Genomic DNA, 15,205 nt, shown 5'->3' on the forward strand with positions numbered 1-15,205 from the left:
CTCAGAGCCTCTTCTCGACCAAAACCTCGACGCGCCGGTTGAGCGCGCGGCCCTCGCGCGTCGAGTTGTCGGCCGCCGGATCGGTTTCGGCGCGCCCCTCGGAAGAGATGCTCTCTTGCGGCACGCCGGCTTGCACCAGAAGCTTGGCTATGGTTTCGGCGCGCGCTTCCGACAGACGCTGGTTGCTGGCCAGCGGGTTGGACTTTTGCAGGCGCACATTGTCGGTATGGCCGACGACGGTGATTTTTCCGATCAGCTCCTTATTGTCCAGGATCACCTTGGCGATCGCCGCGATCAGCGGTTCGTATCCTTCCGTCAGCGTCGGTCGGGAGGACTGGAAGAGCTCGGGATTGGAGGACTGGATGACAAGCTTGGCGAGCGACACGCTCTCGGTGCCGCTGAGCGCCCCCTTGAGGTTGTCCGGCGCCTCGGCCTTGAATTCCGGCAACAGCGCAAAATCGACCGGCTGCGGCTCGGGCGCGGGCGCATCCTGCTTGGGCGCCGCGCGGGTGATGTCGCCGCGCGAGGCCGGCGGCAGCGTGCGCACCAGCGCGGAAAGCTCGACCGCCTGGCTGCTCAGGCCCATCGACAGGCCGATATAGGCGGCCGCGGCAACGACGATCGCGGCAAGCGCCATCACCCAGATCGGAACGATGAAGCGCTGCGGCTCGTCGGAGGCGATCACGCCTCTCCAGTTCGGCGACAGCGGCGCGTCTTCGGCGTCGGCATTGCGCAGAAAGCGCGCCGCCGCCACGCGCACGGCGTTTAGCGAACGGTCGCCGGCGCGGCCGGGCACGCGGTATTTGCCGCGGAAGCCGAGCGCCAGGCAGTAGTATTGCAGCTCCAGCATCTCGCGGTCGCGATTGGGATGCCGCTCCAGCTCGTCGAGGCGGGTGAAGAACTGGGTGCCGGCATCGACGTCGCCGCGCAGCATGACCACCAGCGGCTGGCGCGGCCAGGCGCTGGCTCCGCCCCACGGCGTGTTGAGCGCGAGATCGTCGAGCAGCGCCGCCACCGCCCAGGCTGCCTGGTCGGCGCGCTCCAGCGACGAGCCAGCGGCGACAGCGGCATCGCGCGCCCGCACCAGCTCGTCGAGCAGGCGCGTGCGCATCACTTCAGGGTTTTCCGGCGCAAGCGCGCTTTCAAGCTCCGGCGCGAATTCGAGCAGCGGCGCGAAGATGTTGATCAGTGTGTTGGGATGGGCGCGCGCCCGCTTGACCGGCGCGCCGGGCGCCAGCGGCGCCATCGGCCGGGGCGCGGCACCGGTCAGGCGGATGCGTGTACGCTCGCGATCCTCCGACAGTCCGAAAGGATCATCCCGGCTCATGGCCTCACCTGTTCACCGAATAGCAGTCGACCTGCGGCTCGCTCGGCAGGACACCGGAAACGCCGATGACGAAGCCGGGGGCGTCGAGCAGCGAGGCCCAATGCTCGCTCTTCTGATCCAACTCCAGGCACAGCCTGTCGCCGTCATACGGGATCTCGCGCGGCTGCGAATGCAGCGGCTTCAGCGGAATGCCCGGCAGGCGCGACTTCCACAGCCCTTCGAACTGGTCGGCGGATCCGACCGTCGCCTGGTTGACGAAGATCTTGCGCAGCGCGTCTTCCGAAAGCTCGGAGCCGACGCGGATGACGATGCGGCTGGCGACCAGCAGTTTCGGGTTGTCGATGCGCACCTTCCACACATTGGTCGCGTGCCGCATGACCGGCAGCGCGCGCGACTTCGGCTCGATGTAGCGCAGACTGAGGATGAGCGAACGCAAGGCGTCGGCCAGCGCCATATAGGCGGGACCCGGCGCCATGTGGTCGTAGGCCGGCAGCTCTCCGAGCCGCCGTGAGCTCGAGCCGTAGGTGGCCATCTCGCCGGCGAGGCCGGCAAGCTCAAGATAGAGCTCGGCCGGATGGAAGACATCCTGCGTCAGCATATGCGCAAGGCGCGGCCGCGCGGCGTTGGCGAGATGCAGCATCAAAAGGTCCTCGACGCTGCGGCCGGCGCCGCCCATCACCATCTTGCCATGCGCCTCGGCAATCTGGTCGAGGCCGGTGACGACCTCCTGCAGCAATTGCCGATACCAATGAACGGCGCCGGTGATCAGCGTCGGCGGCAAGAAGGCCTGGTCGAGCGAGACGCCGCCATCGGCGCGCATGCCCTTGATGTCGGCCACCGGCAGCGCCGTGTAGCCGCCGACCGATTTGCCGGGCGCCAGCAGCACCGCTTGCGGCCGGGCGATCTCGATCTCCTCCGGATCGGCGCCGCCCTGCACGGCATCGCGCACCGCAACGATCTTGCCGTGGTAGCGCGCGCCCGTCGACGCGGCATGCGCCGGGTCGAAGCCGACGCCGCCGGGCGGCTCCAGTGGCAACGCCACCAGCACCGGCCCGGCGCCGGTGTCGGCGGTGACCGGCAGCGGCTTCGGCGCGTCCATCAGCTCCGGGATGGAGAAGGGCGTACCGTCCGGGAAGATGCCCCGGGCGGACACGATCGACACCTGGCCGGCATCGAGCAGCGACTGGTCGAGCGTCAGCTGCTGGAACCCGAACGTATGGAGCTGGCCGGCCTGCAAGGCGCCGCGCACCATCCCCTCGAAGAACCGGTCCTGCTGCTGGAAGTGCTGGGTCCTCAAAAAGAGACCCTCGGACCACAGCACCCTGTTTGCGTCGCTCATGCCACTGCTCTCTGCACTGCCGTGCCTGTCTTTCCGTCAGGCGGAAATGCCGCCCTTGCCGAGGCTGACGTTGATGGTGAATTTCGACCCAGGCGATACCGACTTGGTCGTGCGCCAGTTGCGTCCGCCGGGTTCGCGGATCAGCGCGACGAAGCCGAGCGCCGTCGCGTTCGGTTCGACCGTGATGGTCTTGGCCGCCGTCTTACCCGGAGCGACCGAGATCGCGTCCGATCCGATGAGGTCGGCGCCCAGCGCCGAGCCGGCATCGCCCTGCAGCGCGAAATAATCGGCCGAGTTGAACTTGCCTGTGCTGGCAAGCCGCATCACCAGCACGGTCACCGGCCTGTCGCCGCCGCCAGGTCCCGGATTCATGCCGGCGCCACCGGTCACGTTGAGCGAGATGACGGATGGTTTCGGCGGGCCGCTCTGGCAAGCCGCAAGCAGCCCCGTCGCGCCGATGGCGACGATGAATTCACGTCTGTCGATCATGTCCCTACTCCTCTTCATATGCATCCCTGAAATCTGCGCCGATCTCGCCCAGGAAGCTCGATTCCGCGCTCTGGGCGATGTCGCGATGGCGTTTCTGGTAAAGCTCCCACAGCTTGGCATTGCGCCCGCCGGCAAGCAGATTGCCGATCGCGGAATTGGACTTGAGCTCTTCCTCGATCGTGGCCGGATCGAAGCGGTCGATCATGCGCCGCAGCGCCGCCTGCACGCCGCGCCAGGCGCGCACGTGGTGCTGCGCGAGGTCCTTCACCGCGTCGCCGATCGCCGCCTCGCCGGAGAGAAAGCCGGGGCTGCGTTCCGCGATGATGGTGACGATGACATCCTCGACCGTCGGCAGGAATTTGAGCGGGTTGACCTCGGAGGCGCCGACCATGGTCTGGGCGACACGCGCGCTGCCCTTTTCCTCGGCGCGCTTGCGCAGGAGCTGCATCAGGCCGTCGAGCATCAGCCTGTATTCGCGCCCGAACTTCTCCATTTCGGCGATCGCGTCGCGTCCGGGAAAGTCGGCCTCCTCGACGCCGATGCCGCGCAGGAACGCGGCGCGCAACGCCATGTCGCTGGGCGCCGGTTGCGTCGGACGCGACGGTTTGGAAGCGGGACGCGGCGGCGCAGCGGGTTCGGCCCGCACCGGCGTCTCCCATGGGCGGGCGGCCTGCGGCTTCTCGGCGGCCTTTTCGACGCGGCCAGCTGGATCGGCACTGTTGCCGGAAGCGGGCATCGCGGCTGGCCCGAAGCTGAAATCGTCGAAGCCGGACGGTTTCGCCGCGGGTTCGGGCATATCGCTGCGCAACGGCATGTTGCCGAAGCCGAACGGATCCGACCTGCCGACGGCAGGCTCGTCGTTCGAGGCCGGCGTCGCCACCGGATCGAGGCTGAACGGGTCGTCGAAGGCGGGCGAGCTGCGCTGATTGGAAGCGCGATCGTAAGCCCCCGGCACAGGCTGCTCGAACGGATCGGGCAATCCGGCCGGGCGCGGCCGCTGCGGCTTTTCCTCGACCTTGGCCGAGAAGAAGCCGTCGCCGCCGATGCTGGCTGGCGTCCGCGATTGTGGCGACGGCCATGCCGGCGCGGCATTGGCGATCGGCGCCTGGCCGATCGAGGTGTGGCCGGCGCTGGGTTGAACCTCGACATGGAGCACATAGTCGCCCATGCGCAGCCGCATGCCGCTTTGCAGGCGCGTCGACCTGCCGGTGCCGAGCGGGCTGTCGGAATCGTCGATGAACAATCCGCTGCTCGACGTGTCGGTGACGTAATAGCCGTCGCGGCCGCCGCTGATCTTGCAATGCGCGCGCGAGACGAACATGTCCGGATCGTCGATCTGCCAACCGGCATCGGCGCTGCGGCCGATCACCAGTTCGCCCTCGTCCAGCCGGGCCTGCCTGACCGCCTGCGAGCGCGGGCCTTGTTCCAGGGTCAGCAGCAGGCTCATCAGGCTGCCTCCGCCATGTCCGGCCGCCAGCCGACGATGGTGCGCAGCCTGAGATCGTCGGCGTCGCCCTTTTCGGCAGGGCGCGAAAGCCAGGAGGTCCGGCCGAGCTGGATGGTTCCCATTTTCGGCGAAGGCACGGCGTCGCGCGCGAGCACGATGCGCAGATCGACGTCAAGCGCTTCGCCGATCATGTCGCGCACTGCCTTCTTCAACAGGCCAAGGCGCCGTTCTCCGGGCAGGAACGATTTGAAGTCGTCGAGGCTCAGCGGGCCGACGCGCAATTCGATCCGGCTCTGTCGGCTGAAGACGCGCGGGCCGATCGTTGCGCCGCCGCCGAGCGCCGCATAGGCCTTGCCGACGCGGCTCTGCAGCGCCGCCGGAATGGTGATCCAGGCGGCGACGAATTCCTTTATCTCAACCGGCACCTTGAAGGCGGTGGCCAGAAAAAGCGTCAGCCGCTCCGCGCCGTCGACCTGGTTGGCCAGCGACCCGGCCTGGCGCAGCCGCACCGTATCGAGCTCGGGATCCTGCGTGCCGGGAAGGCCGATGCCGGCCATGGCTTCGAGCATGGCGCGCACGCGCCCGCCGACCGAACGTTCGATCTGCACCGCCGGATGCGCATCGGCCCAGGCGCGGTAGTAGAGCGCGATCATGCGATGCTGCAGGATGTTGACAAAATCGACGAAGGTCGTGTCGCTGGTCTGCTCGGCGTCGGCGCCGGTGAACCAGCGCTGCGACAGCCGGTCGAGCACCCAGCGCGTCAGATGCAGCGGCATCGGCCCTTCCGGCCCGAGCAGGCCAAGATTGGCGACGGTCACCCGCGCCGGCACCTTTTCGCTAGCATCCTGGAATTTGATCACGTCCCTGGCCGAGAAGCTCAGCCGCACATGCTGGCCGAGCCTTGCCGGCTCGCGGTCGGCGGTTCCGGAATGACCGAACAGTCCGCGCCGCTGCTCCAGACGGCGCAGCAGCTCGAAGAAGTCGAAGCTCTCCGACAGCGCGTCGGCTTCGGCTGGGGCCGGCTGCGCTAGATCAGGTAGCGATTGCCGGGCGTCATCGGCCATGGCACATCCTCCTGCTTCTGCAGCAGCCGCGTACGCGTCCGCACGAAACCGTTTATCCCGGCGTGGCGGGCAAACAGCCGCGCAAGCAGGGCTGAAAGCAGCAGCGTGCTTTGCCCCGCCAGCACCGACTGGTCGACATGCAGCGTGACTTCGGTGCCGCGACCGAAACACATCGGTCCGTCGATCTTGAGCCGCTCGATCACCGGGCGCGAGTCGATGCGGGTGATCGAATGCACGTTGCGGGCAAGGCTAGGATCGCCGCGATCAGCATAGAGGTCGAGCAAGGCATGCAGCGGATCGACGCCGCGGCCTTCCTTGGCGAGGCTGAGGAAATTGAGCGAGAGCTGCGCCACCAGCCGCCAGGCGAGATTGTCGGCGCGGGATTCGCCTTCGGCACCGGCCGGCAGCGCCGCCGGGATCGCCGGCTGCGGCGGCCGCAGCGCGCCGAGCAGCCGCACTGCTTCCACCGGGTCGGCGGTCTCCAGCGTCAGCGACGGCGTATCGTCCAGGATCGGCAGGTCGCGGTTGGTACAGAGCGCCATCACGTCGAGTCGCTTGAGCGCCCGGTTGGGCACGCTTCCCGTCGGGCGCGAGACCGCGATAAAGACGTCGTCGCCCGTGTAGGAGGTGCGGGTCAGGCCGTCGCGCCGCTCATCCTCAGTGGGCCGCCGCGGGCGCCGCTCGGTCGAATAGACCCAGCCGCTGCCGCGGTTCTGCCCCAGGCTGAACAATTCAGGAATGATTGCCTCGCTGCCTTCCGCGTCGGCATCTTCCACGCGGGTGACCCGGAATATCTCGAAGTCGCGCGCCCGCGTGCGGTCGGCGTGCAGCACCTGGCGCGTCCGGCGCGGATCGATCTCGATGACGTTGCACTCGCGTTCGAACAGATTGATGATCGGCGTTGCGAACAGCTCGAAATCGGCCACCGCCACATCGGCGAGCTCCGGCACCGGACGTCGGAACAGGAAGATGATCTCCATTCCCCCGTCGCATTTGCGCACCACCGGCTGCAGGCCGGCGACGCGCACATAGTGGAAGCGCTCGGGGATCATGAAATATTCGCGCAGCAGCCGGTATCCCTCGAAGGTCGGCCGCGTGCGCGGCATCAGCGCTTCATCGTCGTGGATCCCGACCATTTCTGGCTCGTGCAGCGCGGTGAGCGGATTGGTCTTGCCTTCCGCCCGCGCGCCGACGGCCGAACAGGCGCCGAAGATCGCGTCGAAGATGAGCGGCGCCTTGGCGCGCCCGGCGAAATAGAGATCGAGGCGGTCGAGCGACAATTCACCGAGCTTGCCCTTTCCGGTCCGGGTAAGCGCGATGCGGAACGCCGCTTCGCCGCGCACGCCGCCGACCGGCGCGATGCCGGCGGCGGCCAGCGCGCTGCGGTCTTGGAAATAGCTGACCGAATTGATCGCGATCGGCCACAACGTGACCTCTTGCGCGGTGGTGAAGGTCGAGCGCGTCGAGAGCCCAGGATGCAGGCCGGAAACCAGCCGCGTGCCGCGCGCCACGGCATGGCCGGCGATCATCGACTGCACCTGCTGTCCAGGTTTCAGCACGGCCATCGCCGTCGCCGGCGCCGGCGTCACAAGGTCGGGATAGAGCACGTCGAGCACGGCGCGCGTGAAGCGCGAACGCTCCGCGTCGACCTTGAGCCGCGTGCGTGCCGCCAGGAAGGCCACGCCGTCGAGCAGCCGTTCGACATAGGGGTCCGGGCAGGGGACGGTGTCGAGGGAAAGATTGCGGGCCACCGCCGGATGCATGTCGGCGAATTCCGCGGCCAGCGCGCGGATATGGGTCAGTTCCTCTTCGTAATACTCCACGAAGACCCGATCCATCTCAGGTCTCCCGGAATTCGGTTCGCGCCAGGCCGTTGTCGAGATTGATCGTGGTGCGCAGCCGCATGCGTTCCGGCGTCGGCGTCATGATCAGCACCGCGTCGATCTCGATCTTGAGACCGACGGTCTTGTCGCCGAGCGTGACATTCACGGTCGTCGCGCTTTCCCTGAGACGCGGCTCGAAGGTGGCCAGCACCGCGCGGATCTCGCGCGCTAAAGTATCGCGGTCGAAATCCCGCGACGAACGGCCCGAAAAGGACGGCACGCCGTAATTGACGACGCTGCGGCGCACTTCCGGAAAGTCGGCGAGCGGCGGCAATTCGTCCAAAGGCTGTTCATGCTCGGCATCGGAAAGCATCGGGACGGACTCGAAACGCTCGGTGTTGAACAGGGCCTCGATGTCGCGCCGGACCGCTTCCCTGAGCACGCGCGCCGACACCACTACGCCGCGGCTTTCGATCTCGGTGCGGTGCTCGGTCTGGAAGACCAGCCTGTGCAGTCGCCGCTTCTGCTCGGATGTCAACTCGGCATCGGCATCAATGGCGCGCGCGCTGCCGGCAAGAAGAGCCTCGACGCGCTCGGCGCCGAGTTCTTCGTCCAGCAGGCGGCGCAGCCCGTCGATTTCCGACGTCAGCCCGGGCAGATCGTTGACGAGGCGGTCCCAGAGGGAGGGCTGGACCGCCTCGCGTTTTGCCCGCGAGCTGCCCGCGAGCTGCGCTTTCGAGCCAGGCCGCTTGGCCTCACTTGCCGACATAGACGTCCATTTCGATCTCGTCGTCCTTGTCGTAGACGAATTTGATCTTCTTGTAGGCGAAGCTGACTTCTTCCTCGATCAGGTCCGCCTCGTCGCGGGCCTGCCGCATGTCGTATTCCATGATCGAGGCGTCGGTGAGCGTGACCACCAGATAGTCGCTGGTCTCGCCGTCGATGGTGCGGCGCGCCGAAAACACCACCTCGTCGAGCGCCTTGTTCTCGAACAGCGCCTTTTTCAGGTAGGGCGACGACTTGTCGTAATGCTTGAAGAATTTGATCATTCCCATCGACACGCGGCCGCGCCGCGACAGCGAATTGGGGTCGTAAGGCGCGATCATCTTGTAGTCGACGCCATGAATCTCGATTTCGTCTTCATGGCCGTCGCGCTTGCTAGGGCCCTTGATGTCCGGGACTTTCAGGAAGCCGTCGATCTTCATCGAAGGCGCATCGGTTCTTTCTGGCATTGTCTTTCTCCACCGCTACGAAACAAGATGACTTTGCTTGCGATTTCAGCCCTTCACTGACGGCAATTCCGACACCAGCCGGAGCGAGGCATTGATGCCTTCCAGCTGGTAGTGCGGACGCAGGTAGAAACGGGCATTGTAGTAACCGGGCCGGCCCTCGACGCTGTCGACCTGGACCTCGGCCGCAGCGAGCGGGCGCTTGGCGCGCGCCTTGTCGTCGGCGAAGGCTGGATTGGCCAGCACGTACCGGTTGATCCATTCGGTCAACCAGATCTGCATGTCGGTGCGTTCCTTGAACGAGCCGATCTTGTCGCGCGCGATCGCCTTCAGGTAATGCGCGAAGCGCGACACCGGGAAGAGGTAGGGCAGGTTGGCGCTCAGCCGTTCGTTCGACTGGGCGTCGGGGTCGACCAGGCGCCCGGCGCGCGTCTCGTCGTCCTGCAGCGAATGAGCGCCGATGAAGGCCGCCAGGTCGGTATTCTTGCGGTGCAGGATCGGCATCAGGCCGAGCTTGGCCAGTTCCGCCTCGCGCCGGTCGTCGATGGCGACCTCGGTCGGGCATTTCATTGCGATCGAGCCGTCGTCTGTCGGGAAGGCGTGCACCGGCAGGTTGAGCACCGTGCCGCCGTTCTCGACGCCGCGGATCTGCGTGCCCCAGCCATAGAGCTTGTGGCTGCGGTTGATGTTGACGCCCATCGGAAAGGCGGCATTCATCCAGACATATTTGTTGTGGTCGCCGCCCACCTCTTCCTCGAAGGTGAAGCCTTTCACCGGAACGGTTTCGGAGCCGTAGGGCAGGCGTGCCAGCACGCGCGGCATGGTGAGCCCGATATAGCGGGCGTCCTCGCTCTCGCGCAGCGACTGCCATGAGGCATAGGCCGGGTTGTTCACGATCATCTGCAGGTCTTGCGGGTTCGGCAGTTCCTGCCAGCTGTCCATGCGGAACAGCCGCGGCGAGGCGGCGGCGATGAACGGCGTGTGCGCGGACGCGCACACGCCGGAGATGTTGCGCAGCAGGCCGACGTCGCGCGGGTGGTTCGAGAACTCGTAGGCGCCGATGATGCAGCCGATCGGCTCGCCGCCCAGCATCGAATACTCGTCCGTGTAGACTTTCTTGAAGATCGGGCTCTGGTCCCACATCTGGCCTTCATAATCCTCGAGCGTGTCGGCCAGCTGCTCCTTGGAGATGTTCATCACCCGGATCTTCAGCTTGGTATCGGTCTCGGTGTTGTTGATCAGGTACCAGAGACCGCGCCACGTGCCTTCCATCTCGCGCACTTCCGGCGCATGCAGGATCTCGTTGACCTGCGTCGTCAGCATCTTGTCGATGCCGGCGATCAGCGACTTGATCGACTTGATCGCATTGGAAGAGATGGTTGTGGTCTCGGAGCGCGACTGTGCGGCCAAAGCCAGGTTGCGCACCAGTTGCTGCAGCTTCTCGCTGTCGTCCTTCTTGACCTTGAAGTCCTTTTCCAGAAGTCCGCTGAATTCGCCAAGATCTATGGCTTCCGCCTCGGCGGTGGCGGCTGCGGTCTTTTGCTGTTCGGCCATGACTTACTCCTCGCCCTTGCCGTCATCCATCGCCTGGCTGGCGATCTTGCTCAGCAGCGGCTCGTTGTTCAAAAGCTGCGCGATGCGCTTCTCCGCGTCGACCCGGCCGTCCATGAAGCCGAGCAGCTCCTCGAGCTGACGGCGCATCTTCAGGATCTCGGCCAGTTGCGGGACTTGCTCGGCGATCTTGTCCGGCGCGAAATCCCCCATCTTGGAGAAGGTGAGATCGACCATGAGTTCTTCATCCCGCTCCTGGCCCTCGGCCTGCGGCAGGGTGTTCTTCACCCGCGCCTTCACGCGCGGCCCCATCGCCTCCATGAATTTCGGGAAGCGATTGGCGTCGGTTTCGACGAAGTTGCGGTCAAGCACCGACTTCGACGCTTCCTTGGTCTGCGAAGCGCCCGCAAGGTCGGCCATCACGGCCATGACGAACGGCAGTTCGATCGTCGTCGGGCTGCCGTACGTTTCGACGTCGTAGGCGATCTGCACGCGCGGCGCGCGGTTTCTTTCGATGACCTTCGCTTTGCTCTCTGCTGGCATGCTTTTCTACCTTTCATCCTTCTGGGCCGGCTTCTTGGGATCGGGAACGCCGGCAAGCAGCCGGAACTCCTTCAGCCCCGACGGGGCGAGATCTTCCATCAGTTCCACGAAATCCATGTGCACCATCCGGCGCACGCGCCGCGCCAGATGCGGAATGGGGCTGGATGGTTCGGTGCGGTCGTAGAAGGCGACCACGAGGTCGAGGCATTTGACGACCTCGTCACGCGAGTTGATCCGGTCCGGCAGACCGGCGCCCGCGTCCACAGGGCTTGCCACACTTGCCATCGTCTCGGCTCCATGACCGTTGCGGGCGGGCATTGCTGGTTCCGCCGCCGCCTGCGGAGCGGCCTTCGCGGCGCCATTCGCCGTGGCGCCGGCACCGGAATTCCGCTCCAGCGTCGTCAGCAAACGCTGCAGGAACTTCTTCAATTCCGGGACCGTGGCGCCATGGCCGTCGATGCGGGCATTGAGCGCGGCGTCCACCGCGTCGAGGGCGGCGATCGCGGCCCGCGCGTCGGCGAGCAGCGACGTCATCACATCCGCTGCTTGATCGATTTGCGCCGCGCATCCGGTCCGCACGCGGTTCAACAGCTGATTGTGGGCGCTCGTCAGCGCCGCCTTTTCGGCGGTCCCAAGGCCGGAGGCTGCTTCCTGGAGCATGACGCGTTCGTCGAGCGCAGCCTGTTCGAGGTCCCGGCCGCTGATCGGTCCGATCGCGCGCGGGGAGAAGAAGGCCATCTGCCTGAGGTTCGCCAGCAAGCCTTCCTGGCCGTTCTGCAGATCGAGCAGCGCGTTGATGCGCCGCAAGGCAGCATCGCGCGGCGGCGCGTTCGCCCGTAATGCCGGATGCATCGTGTCCCAATGCTGGTCGAACGTCTTGGCGATCAACGTCAGGCCCTGGGCGAGGCCGGCCAGCCCTTCCTCGTTGGCCAAGGCCCGCGTGACGATAACCAGCAGGCGCAGGTCCCGGCCGCGGGCGCGCAACTCTTCGGCCCTTTCGAGCACCGCCGCCCAGTCGACCGGACTGGATTGCGAAGTGGGCTTGCTGTTGCCGTCATGGACAACTTTGAGCTGAGGCTCGGCCAGGCGCTCCAGCTCATGAAAGGCCGGGTCGTTGCGCAAGTCCTCTCCCGACGGATTCTCACCGTTCAGAGGATTCAGCCAGAGTGCGAGATCAATCACACCAACCCCCAGCCAGCGGCCCTGAGACCCCTATGTGACGTAACGTTATCACCGGCCTCATGCGACGACAATTGAGCAACTGCGCAAAAACTAACGGAAGCTAAACGCCACCGTTTTTTCTTCGGCCAAACCCATTGCGCGATTGCCGGACCCGGTATGTGAAATGGCTCGCATAGCCTGGAGAGCAATCGTGTTTGTTGGCCACGAGTTTGCAAGGCTTGTGTAACCGGGCGGTGCCGCCCGGATGGATTCAAAAAACCTTATCCGGCATGCGGCTTTGTCAAGCAGCCGCTTATATGGCAGGGTACGGTCGGCAGGTTGCGGGAGCAGGTTCGATGGAACAGCGCCGGTCATCGCAGAGCTTCAAGCGTAAGGAACTGGTCGCCAAGCTGAACGCCACCGGGGTGCGCGCCTTCAAGGCCGCGGCCGACACGGCCAAGCTGCGCGGCAATCCTTATGTCGAGCTTGTCCATTTCATCCAGCAACTGGTGCTGTCGGAGCGCTCGGATGTACAGATGATCGTCGCCGACGCCGGACTCGATGCCAGCCGGCTGACGGCCGACATGACCCGTGCCATCGACAAGCTGCCCTACGGCGCCACCTCGGTGGAGGAATTTTCCGACCACATCTTCCACGCCATCCAGGAAGGATGGAATCTTGCGACGCTGGAGTTCGGCGTCGAGGAAGTGCGCAGCGCCCATATCCTGCTTGCCTGCCTGAAGACGCCGGTGCTGGAGGGCCTGGTCTCCAAGATCAGCGCCGAATTCGACAAGATCGACGCCGATGGGGTCATCTCCCGCTTCGCCGATGTCACCGAAGGCTCGCTCGAGGCCGGCTCACCGCCCGCCGAGCGCGCTGCCGAGACACCGATGAAGCGCGGTCCGGGCGGAGATTCGGCGCTGGCGAAATACGCCACCGACCTCACCCAGCGCGCCCGCGACGGCAAGATCGACCCTGTCGTCGGCCGCGACCCGGAAATCAGGCAGATCGTCGATATCCTGATGCGCCGTCGGCAAAACAACCCGATCCTGACTGGCGAGGCCGGCGTCGGCAAGACCGCGGTCGTCGAGGGTTTTGCGCTGCGCATCGCCCAGGGCGACGTGCCGCCGACACTGCAGAATGTCAGCGTGCGCATGCTCGATGTCGGGCTGATGCAGGCCGGCGCCAGCGTCAAGGGCGAATTCGAGAAGCGGCTGAAGGCGGTCATCGACGAGGTCCAGGCCTCAGAGGTGCCGATCATCCTGTTCATCGACGAGGCGCATACGCTGATCGGCGCTGGCGGCGCGGCCGGGACCGGCGATGCCGCCAATCTCTTGAAACCGGCATTGGCGCGCGGCGAGCTTCGCACCATCGCGGCCACGACCTGGGCTGAGTACAAGCAGCATATCGAGAAGGACCCGGCGCTCACCCGCCGTTTCCAGGTGGTCAAGATCGACGAGCCGTCGGAAGCGGTGGCCGTGCTGATGCTGCGCGGCGTCGCCGGCGTGCTGGAGCAGCACCACAAGGTGCAGATCCTGGACGAGGCGATCGAGGCGGCGGTCTCGCTGTCGCACCGCTACATCCCGGCTAGGCAATTGCCGGACAAGGCGGTCAGCCTGCTCGATACCGCCTGCGCGCGCGTCGCGGTTTCGCAGCATGCGACGCCGGCCGAGGTCGAGGACATCCTGCGCCGCCGCCAGGCGCTGGAGGTCGAGAGCGGCATCATCGGCCGCGAGGCCGCGATCGGCATCGACGTCGCCGACCGGCAGGCCCGTGTCGACGCCGGGCTGGCGGAAACCGCGACCGCTTTGGCCGCTGCCCAGGCGCGCTGGGACCGGGAAAAGGCCTTGGTGGCCGAGATACTCGACCTGCGCGCAAAATTGCGCGGCGAGGGCGTGCCGCTCGATGCGGCGCCGGACGAAGGGGCCGCTGCGGAGGCAGAGAGCGCGGAGGGCGCGGCGAAGGCGCCAGAGCAAAGGGCTCCCGAGAGCAAGATTGGCGACGGCAAGGCTGCCGAGACCAAGAAGGCCGAGGCCACGAACGCCAAGGCTGCGAAGGCCGAAGCAGTGTCCGCCGAGCCGGCGGACGAAGCCGCTGCCAACCTGGCGCGGCTGCGCGAACTGATGGCCGAGCTTGCCGCGGCGCAGGGGGAGACACCGCTCATCCTGCCCTCGGTCGACCGCAATGCGGTCGCCGCCGTGGTACAGGACTGGACCGGCATCCCGACCGGACGCATGCTGTCCAGCCAGACAGAAAAGGCGCTCAGGCTCGCCGCGACCCTGTCCGAGCGCGTGGTCGGTCAGGATCACGCCATGGAGATGATCGCCAGGCGTGTGCAGACCAGCCGCGCCGGGCTCGGCGCGCCGGAAAAACCGGTCGGCGTGTTCCTGCTTTGCGGCCCCTCCGGCGTCGGCAAGACCGAGACCGCGCTGGCGCTTGCCGAGACGCTCTATGGCGGCGAACAGAACCTGATCTCGATCAACATGTCGGAGTTCCAGGAAGCGCATACGGTCTCGACGCTCAAGGGCGCGCCGCCCGGCTATGTCGGCTACGGCAAGGGCGGCATCCTGACCGAGGCGGTGCGCAGGAAACCCTATTCGGTGATCCTGCTCGACGAGGTCGAGAAGGCGCATCCCGACGTGCACGAGATATTCTTCCAGGTCTTCGACAAGGGCATGATGGACGACAGCGAAGGCCGCCGCATCGACTTCAAGAACACGCTGATCCTGCTCACCTCGAATGTCGGATCCGACGTCATCATGGATCGCACGAAGAACGGCACGGTGCGCACCGGCATCGACGATCTCGACACCGCGCTGCGCGCCCCGCTGCTGAAGGTCTTCCCGGCCGCCTTCCTCGGCCGCGTCGTCACGATACCCTATTACCCGTTGTCGGATTCCATGATCGAGGCGATCGCCCGGCATCAGTTCGGCAAGATCGCCAAGCGCCTCAAGGACACCAATGACGCCGAGCTGGTGATCGGCGATGGCGTCATGGACCTGGTCAAGGCGCGCTGCACGGAGATCGAGTCCGGCGGCCGCATGATCGACGCCATCCTCACCAACACGCTGCTGCCGGAACTCAGCCGCGGCGTGCTCAACCGCTCGCTCGAGGGCAAGAAGATGGCGAAAGTCATCGTCGGCGCGTCGGCGGAAGGATTTACCTACTCGTTCGAATAGGCCTTCATGGCGAGGGAAGCCGCCGTTGCGTGACCGGATGGTCGATGCCTCGC

12 protein-coding genes are annotated in these 15,205 nt (G+C 66.1%); 1 reads left to right on the top strand and 11 read right to left on the bottom strand.

Features of this window, described 5'->3' with window-relative positions:
- Position 1: 1 nt before the first annotated feature.
- The 11 genes from icmH to tssA all read right to left on the bottom strand — a co-directional run bounded on the left by icmH (position 2) and on the right by tssA (position 11,994).
- Positions 2 to 1,327, bottom strand: a complete 1,326-nt coding sequence (icmH, locus tag FJ425_RS07755) for a type IVB secretion system protein IcmH/DotU (protein WP_140636317.1) — start codon at positions 1,325 to 1,327, stop codon at positions 2 to 4.
- A 4-nt stretch (positions 1,328 to 1,331) separates the two neighbouring features.
- Complete coding sequence (gene tssK, locus FJ425_RS07760; RefSeq protein WP_140636315.1) at positions 1,332 to 2,666, bottom strand: type VI secretion system baseplate subunit TssK; 1,335 nt, start codon at positions 2,664 to 2,666, stop codon at positions 1,332 to 1,334.
- A 36-nt stretch (positions 2,667 to 2,702) separates the two neighbouring features.
- Positions 2,703 to 3,155, bottom strand: a complete 453-nt coding sequence (tssJ, locus tag FJ425_RS07765) for a type VI secretion system lipoprotein TssJ (protein WP_140636313.1) — start codon at positions 3,153 to 3,155, stop codon at positions 2,703 to 2,705.
- A gap of 4 nt (positions 3,156 to 3,159) precedes the next feature.
- Positions 3,160 to 4,602 carry a type VI secretion system-associated FHA domain protein TagH gene (gene tagH, locus FJ425_RS07770; protein WP_140636311.1) on the bottom strand — a complete coding sequence of 481 codons (1,443 nt, stop codon included), beginning with the start codon at positions 4,600 to 4,602 and terminating at the stop codon, positions 3,160 to 3,162.
- Positions 4,602 to 5,666, bottom strand: a complete 1,065-nt coding sequence (gene tssG / locus FJ425_RS07775; protein ID WP_140636309.1) for a type VI secretion system baseplate subunit TssG — start codon at positions 5,664 to 5,666, stop codon at positions 4,602 to 4,604. Before tssG ends, tagH begins: the two co-directional genes overlap by 1 nt.
- Complete coding sequence (gene tssF, locus FJ425_RS07780; protein WP_140636307.1) at positions 5,630 to 7,504, bottom strand: type VI secretion system baseplate subunit TssF; 1,875 nt, start codon at positions 7,502 to 7,504, stop codon at positions 5,630 to 5,632. Before tssF ends, tssG begins: the two co-directional genes overlap by 37 nt.
- Before the next feature lies 1 nt (position 7,505).
- Positions 7,506 to 8,258, bottom strand: coding sequence for a type VI secretion system baseplate subunit TssE (gene tssE, locus FJ425_RS07785; RefSeq protein ID WP_140636305.1), 753 nt, complete (start codon positions 8,256 to 8,258; stop codon positions 7,506 to 7,508).
- A complete protein-coding gene (locus FJ425_RS07790; RefSeq protein WP_164772067.1) occupies positions 8,245 to 8,694 on the bottom strand; it encodes an Hcp family type VI secretion system effector in 450 nt (149 codons plus the stop codon). Before FJ425_RS07790 ends, tssE begins: the two co-directional genes overlap by 14 nt.
- A 72-nt stretch (positions 8,695 to 8,766) precedes the next feature.
- A complete protein-coding gene (gene tssC, locus FJ425_RS07795) occupies positions 8,767 to 10,272 on the bottom strand; it encodes a type VI secretion system contractile sheath large subunit (RefSeq protein ID WP_140636303.1) in 1,506 nt (501 codons plus the stop codon).
- Between the two features lie 3 nt (positions 10,273 to 10,275).
- Complete coding sequence (gene tssB / locus FJ425_RS07800; protein ID WP_140542130.1) at positions 10,276 to 10,812, bottom strand: type VI secretion system contractile sheath small subunit; 537 nt, start codon at positions 10,810 to 10,812, stop codon at positions 10,276 to 10,278.
- 6 nt (positions 10,813 to 10,818) lie between these two features.
- Positions 10,819 to 11,994: a type VI secretion system protein TssA gene (gene tssA / locus FJ425_RS07805; RefSeq protein ID WP_140542129.1), complete on the bottom strand. Its 1,176-nt coding sequence runs from the start codon at positions 11,992 to 11,994 to the stop codon at positions 10,819 to 10,821.
- A gap of 335 nt (positions 11,995 to 12,329) precedes the next feature.
- Between tssA and tssH the strand changes: the two genes are divergently transcribed.
- Positions 12,330 to 15,152, top strand: a complete 2,823-nt coding sequence (gene tssH, locus FJ425_RS07810) for a type VI secretion system ATPase TssH (RefSeq protein WP_140636301.1) — start codon at positions 12,330 to 12,332, stop codon at positions 15,150 to 15,152.
- The last annotated feature ends 53 nt before the right edge of the window (positions 15,153 to 15,205 follow it).

This window comes from Mesorhizobium sp. B2-7-2, from assembly GCF_006440775.1.
Lineage (GTDB): Bacteria > Pseudomonadota > Alphaproteobacteria > Rhizobiales > Rhizobiaceae > Mesorhizobium.

Coding starts and splice junctions, on each gene's coding strand:
- tssJ (WP_140636313.1), bottom strand. CDS start 3,155: ATGATCGACAGACGTGAATTCATCGTCGCCATCGGCGCGACGGGGCTG.
- tssB (WP_140542130.1), bottom strand. CDS start 10,812: ATGCCAGCAGAGAGCAAAGCGAAGGTCATCGAAAGAAACCGCGCGCCG.
- tssF (WP_140636307.1), bottom strand. CDS start 7,504: ATGGATCGGGTCTTCGTGGAGTATTACGAAGAGGAACTGACCCATATC.
- tssG (WP_140636309.1), bottom strand. CDS start 5,666: ATGGCCGATGACGCCCGGCAATCGCTACCTGATCTAGCGCAGCCGGCC.
- tssK (WP_140636315.1), bottom strand. CDS start 2,666: ATGAGCGACGCAAACAGGGTGCTGTGGTCCGAGGGTCTCTTTTTGAGG.
- tagH (WP_140636311.1), bottom strand. CDS start 4,602: ATGAGCCTGCTGCTGACCCTGGAACAAGGCCCGCGCTCGCAGGCGGTC.
- tssH (WP_140636301.1), top strand. CDS start 12,330: ATGGAACAGCGCCGGTCATCGCAGAGCTTCAAGCGTAAGGAACTGGTC.
- tssE (WP_140636305.1), bottom strand. CDS start 8,258: ATGTCGGCAAGTGAGGCCAAGCGGCCTGGCTCGAAAGCGCAGCTCGCG.
- tssC (WP_140636303.1), bottom strand. CDS start 10,272: ATGGCCGAACAGCAAAAGACCGCAGCCGCCACCGCCGAGGCGGAAGCC.
- icmH (WP_140636317.1), bottom strand. CDS start 1,327: ATGAGCCGGGATGATCCTTTCGGACTGTCGGAGGATCGCGAGCGTACA.
- FJ425_RS07790 (WP_164772067.1), bottom strand. CDS start 8,694: ATGAAGATCGACGGCTTCCTGAAAGTCCCGGACATCAAGGGCCCTAGC.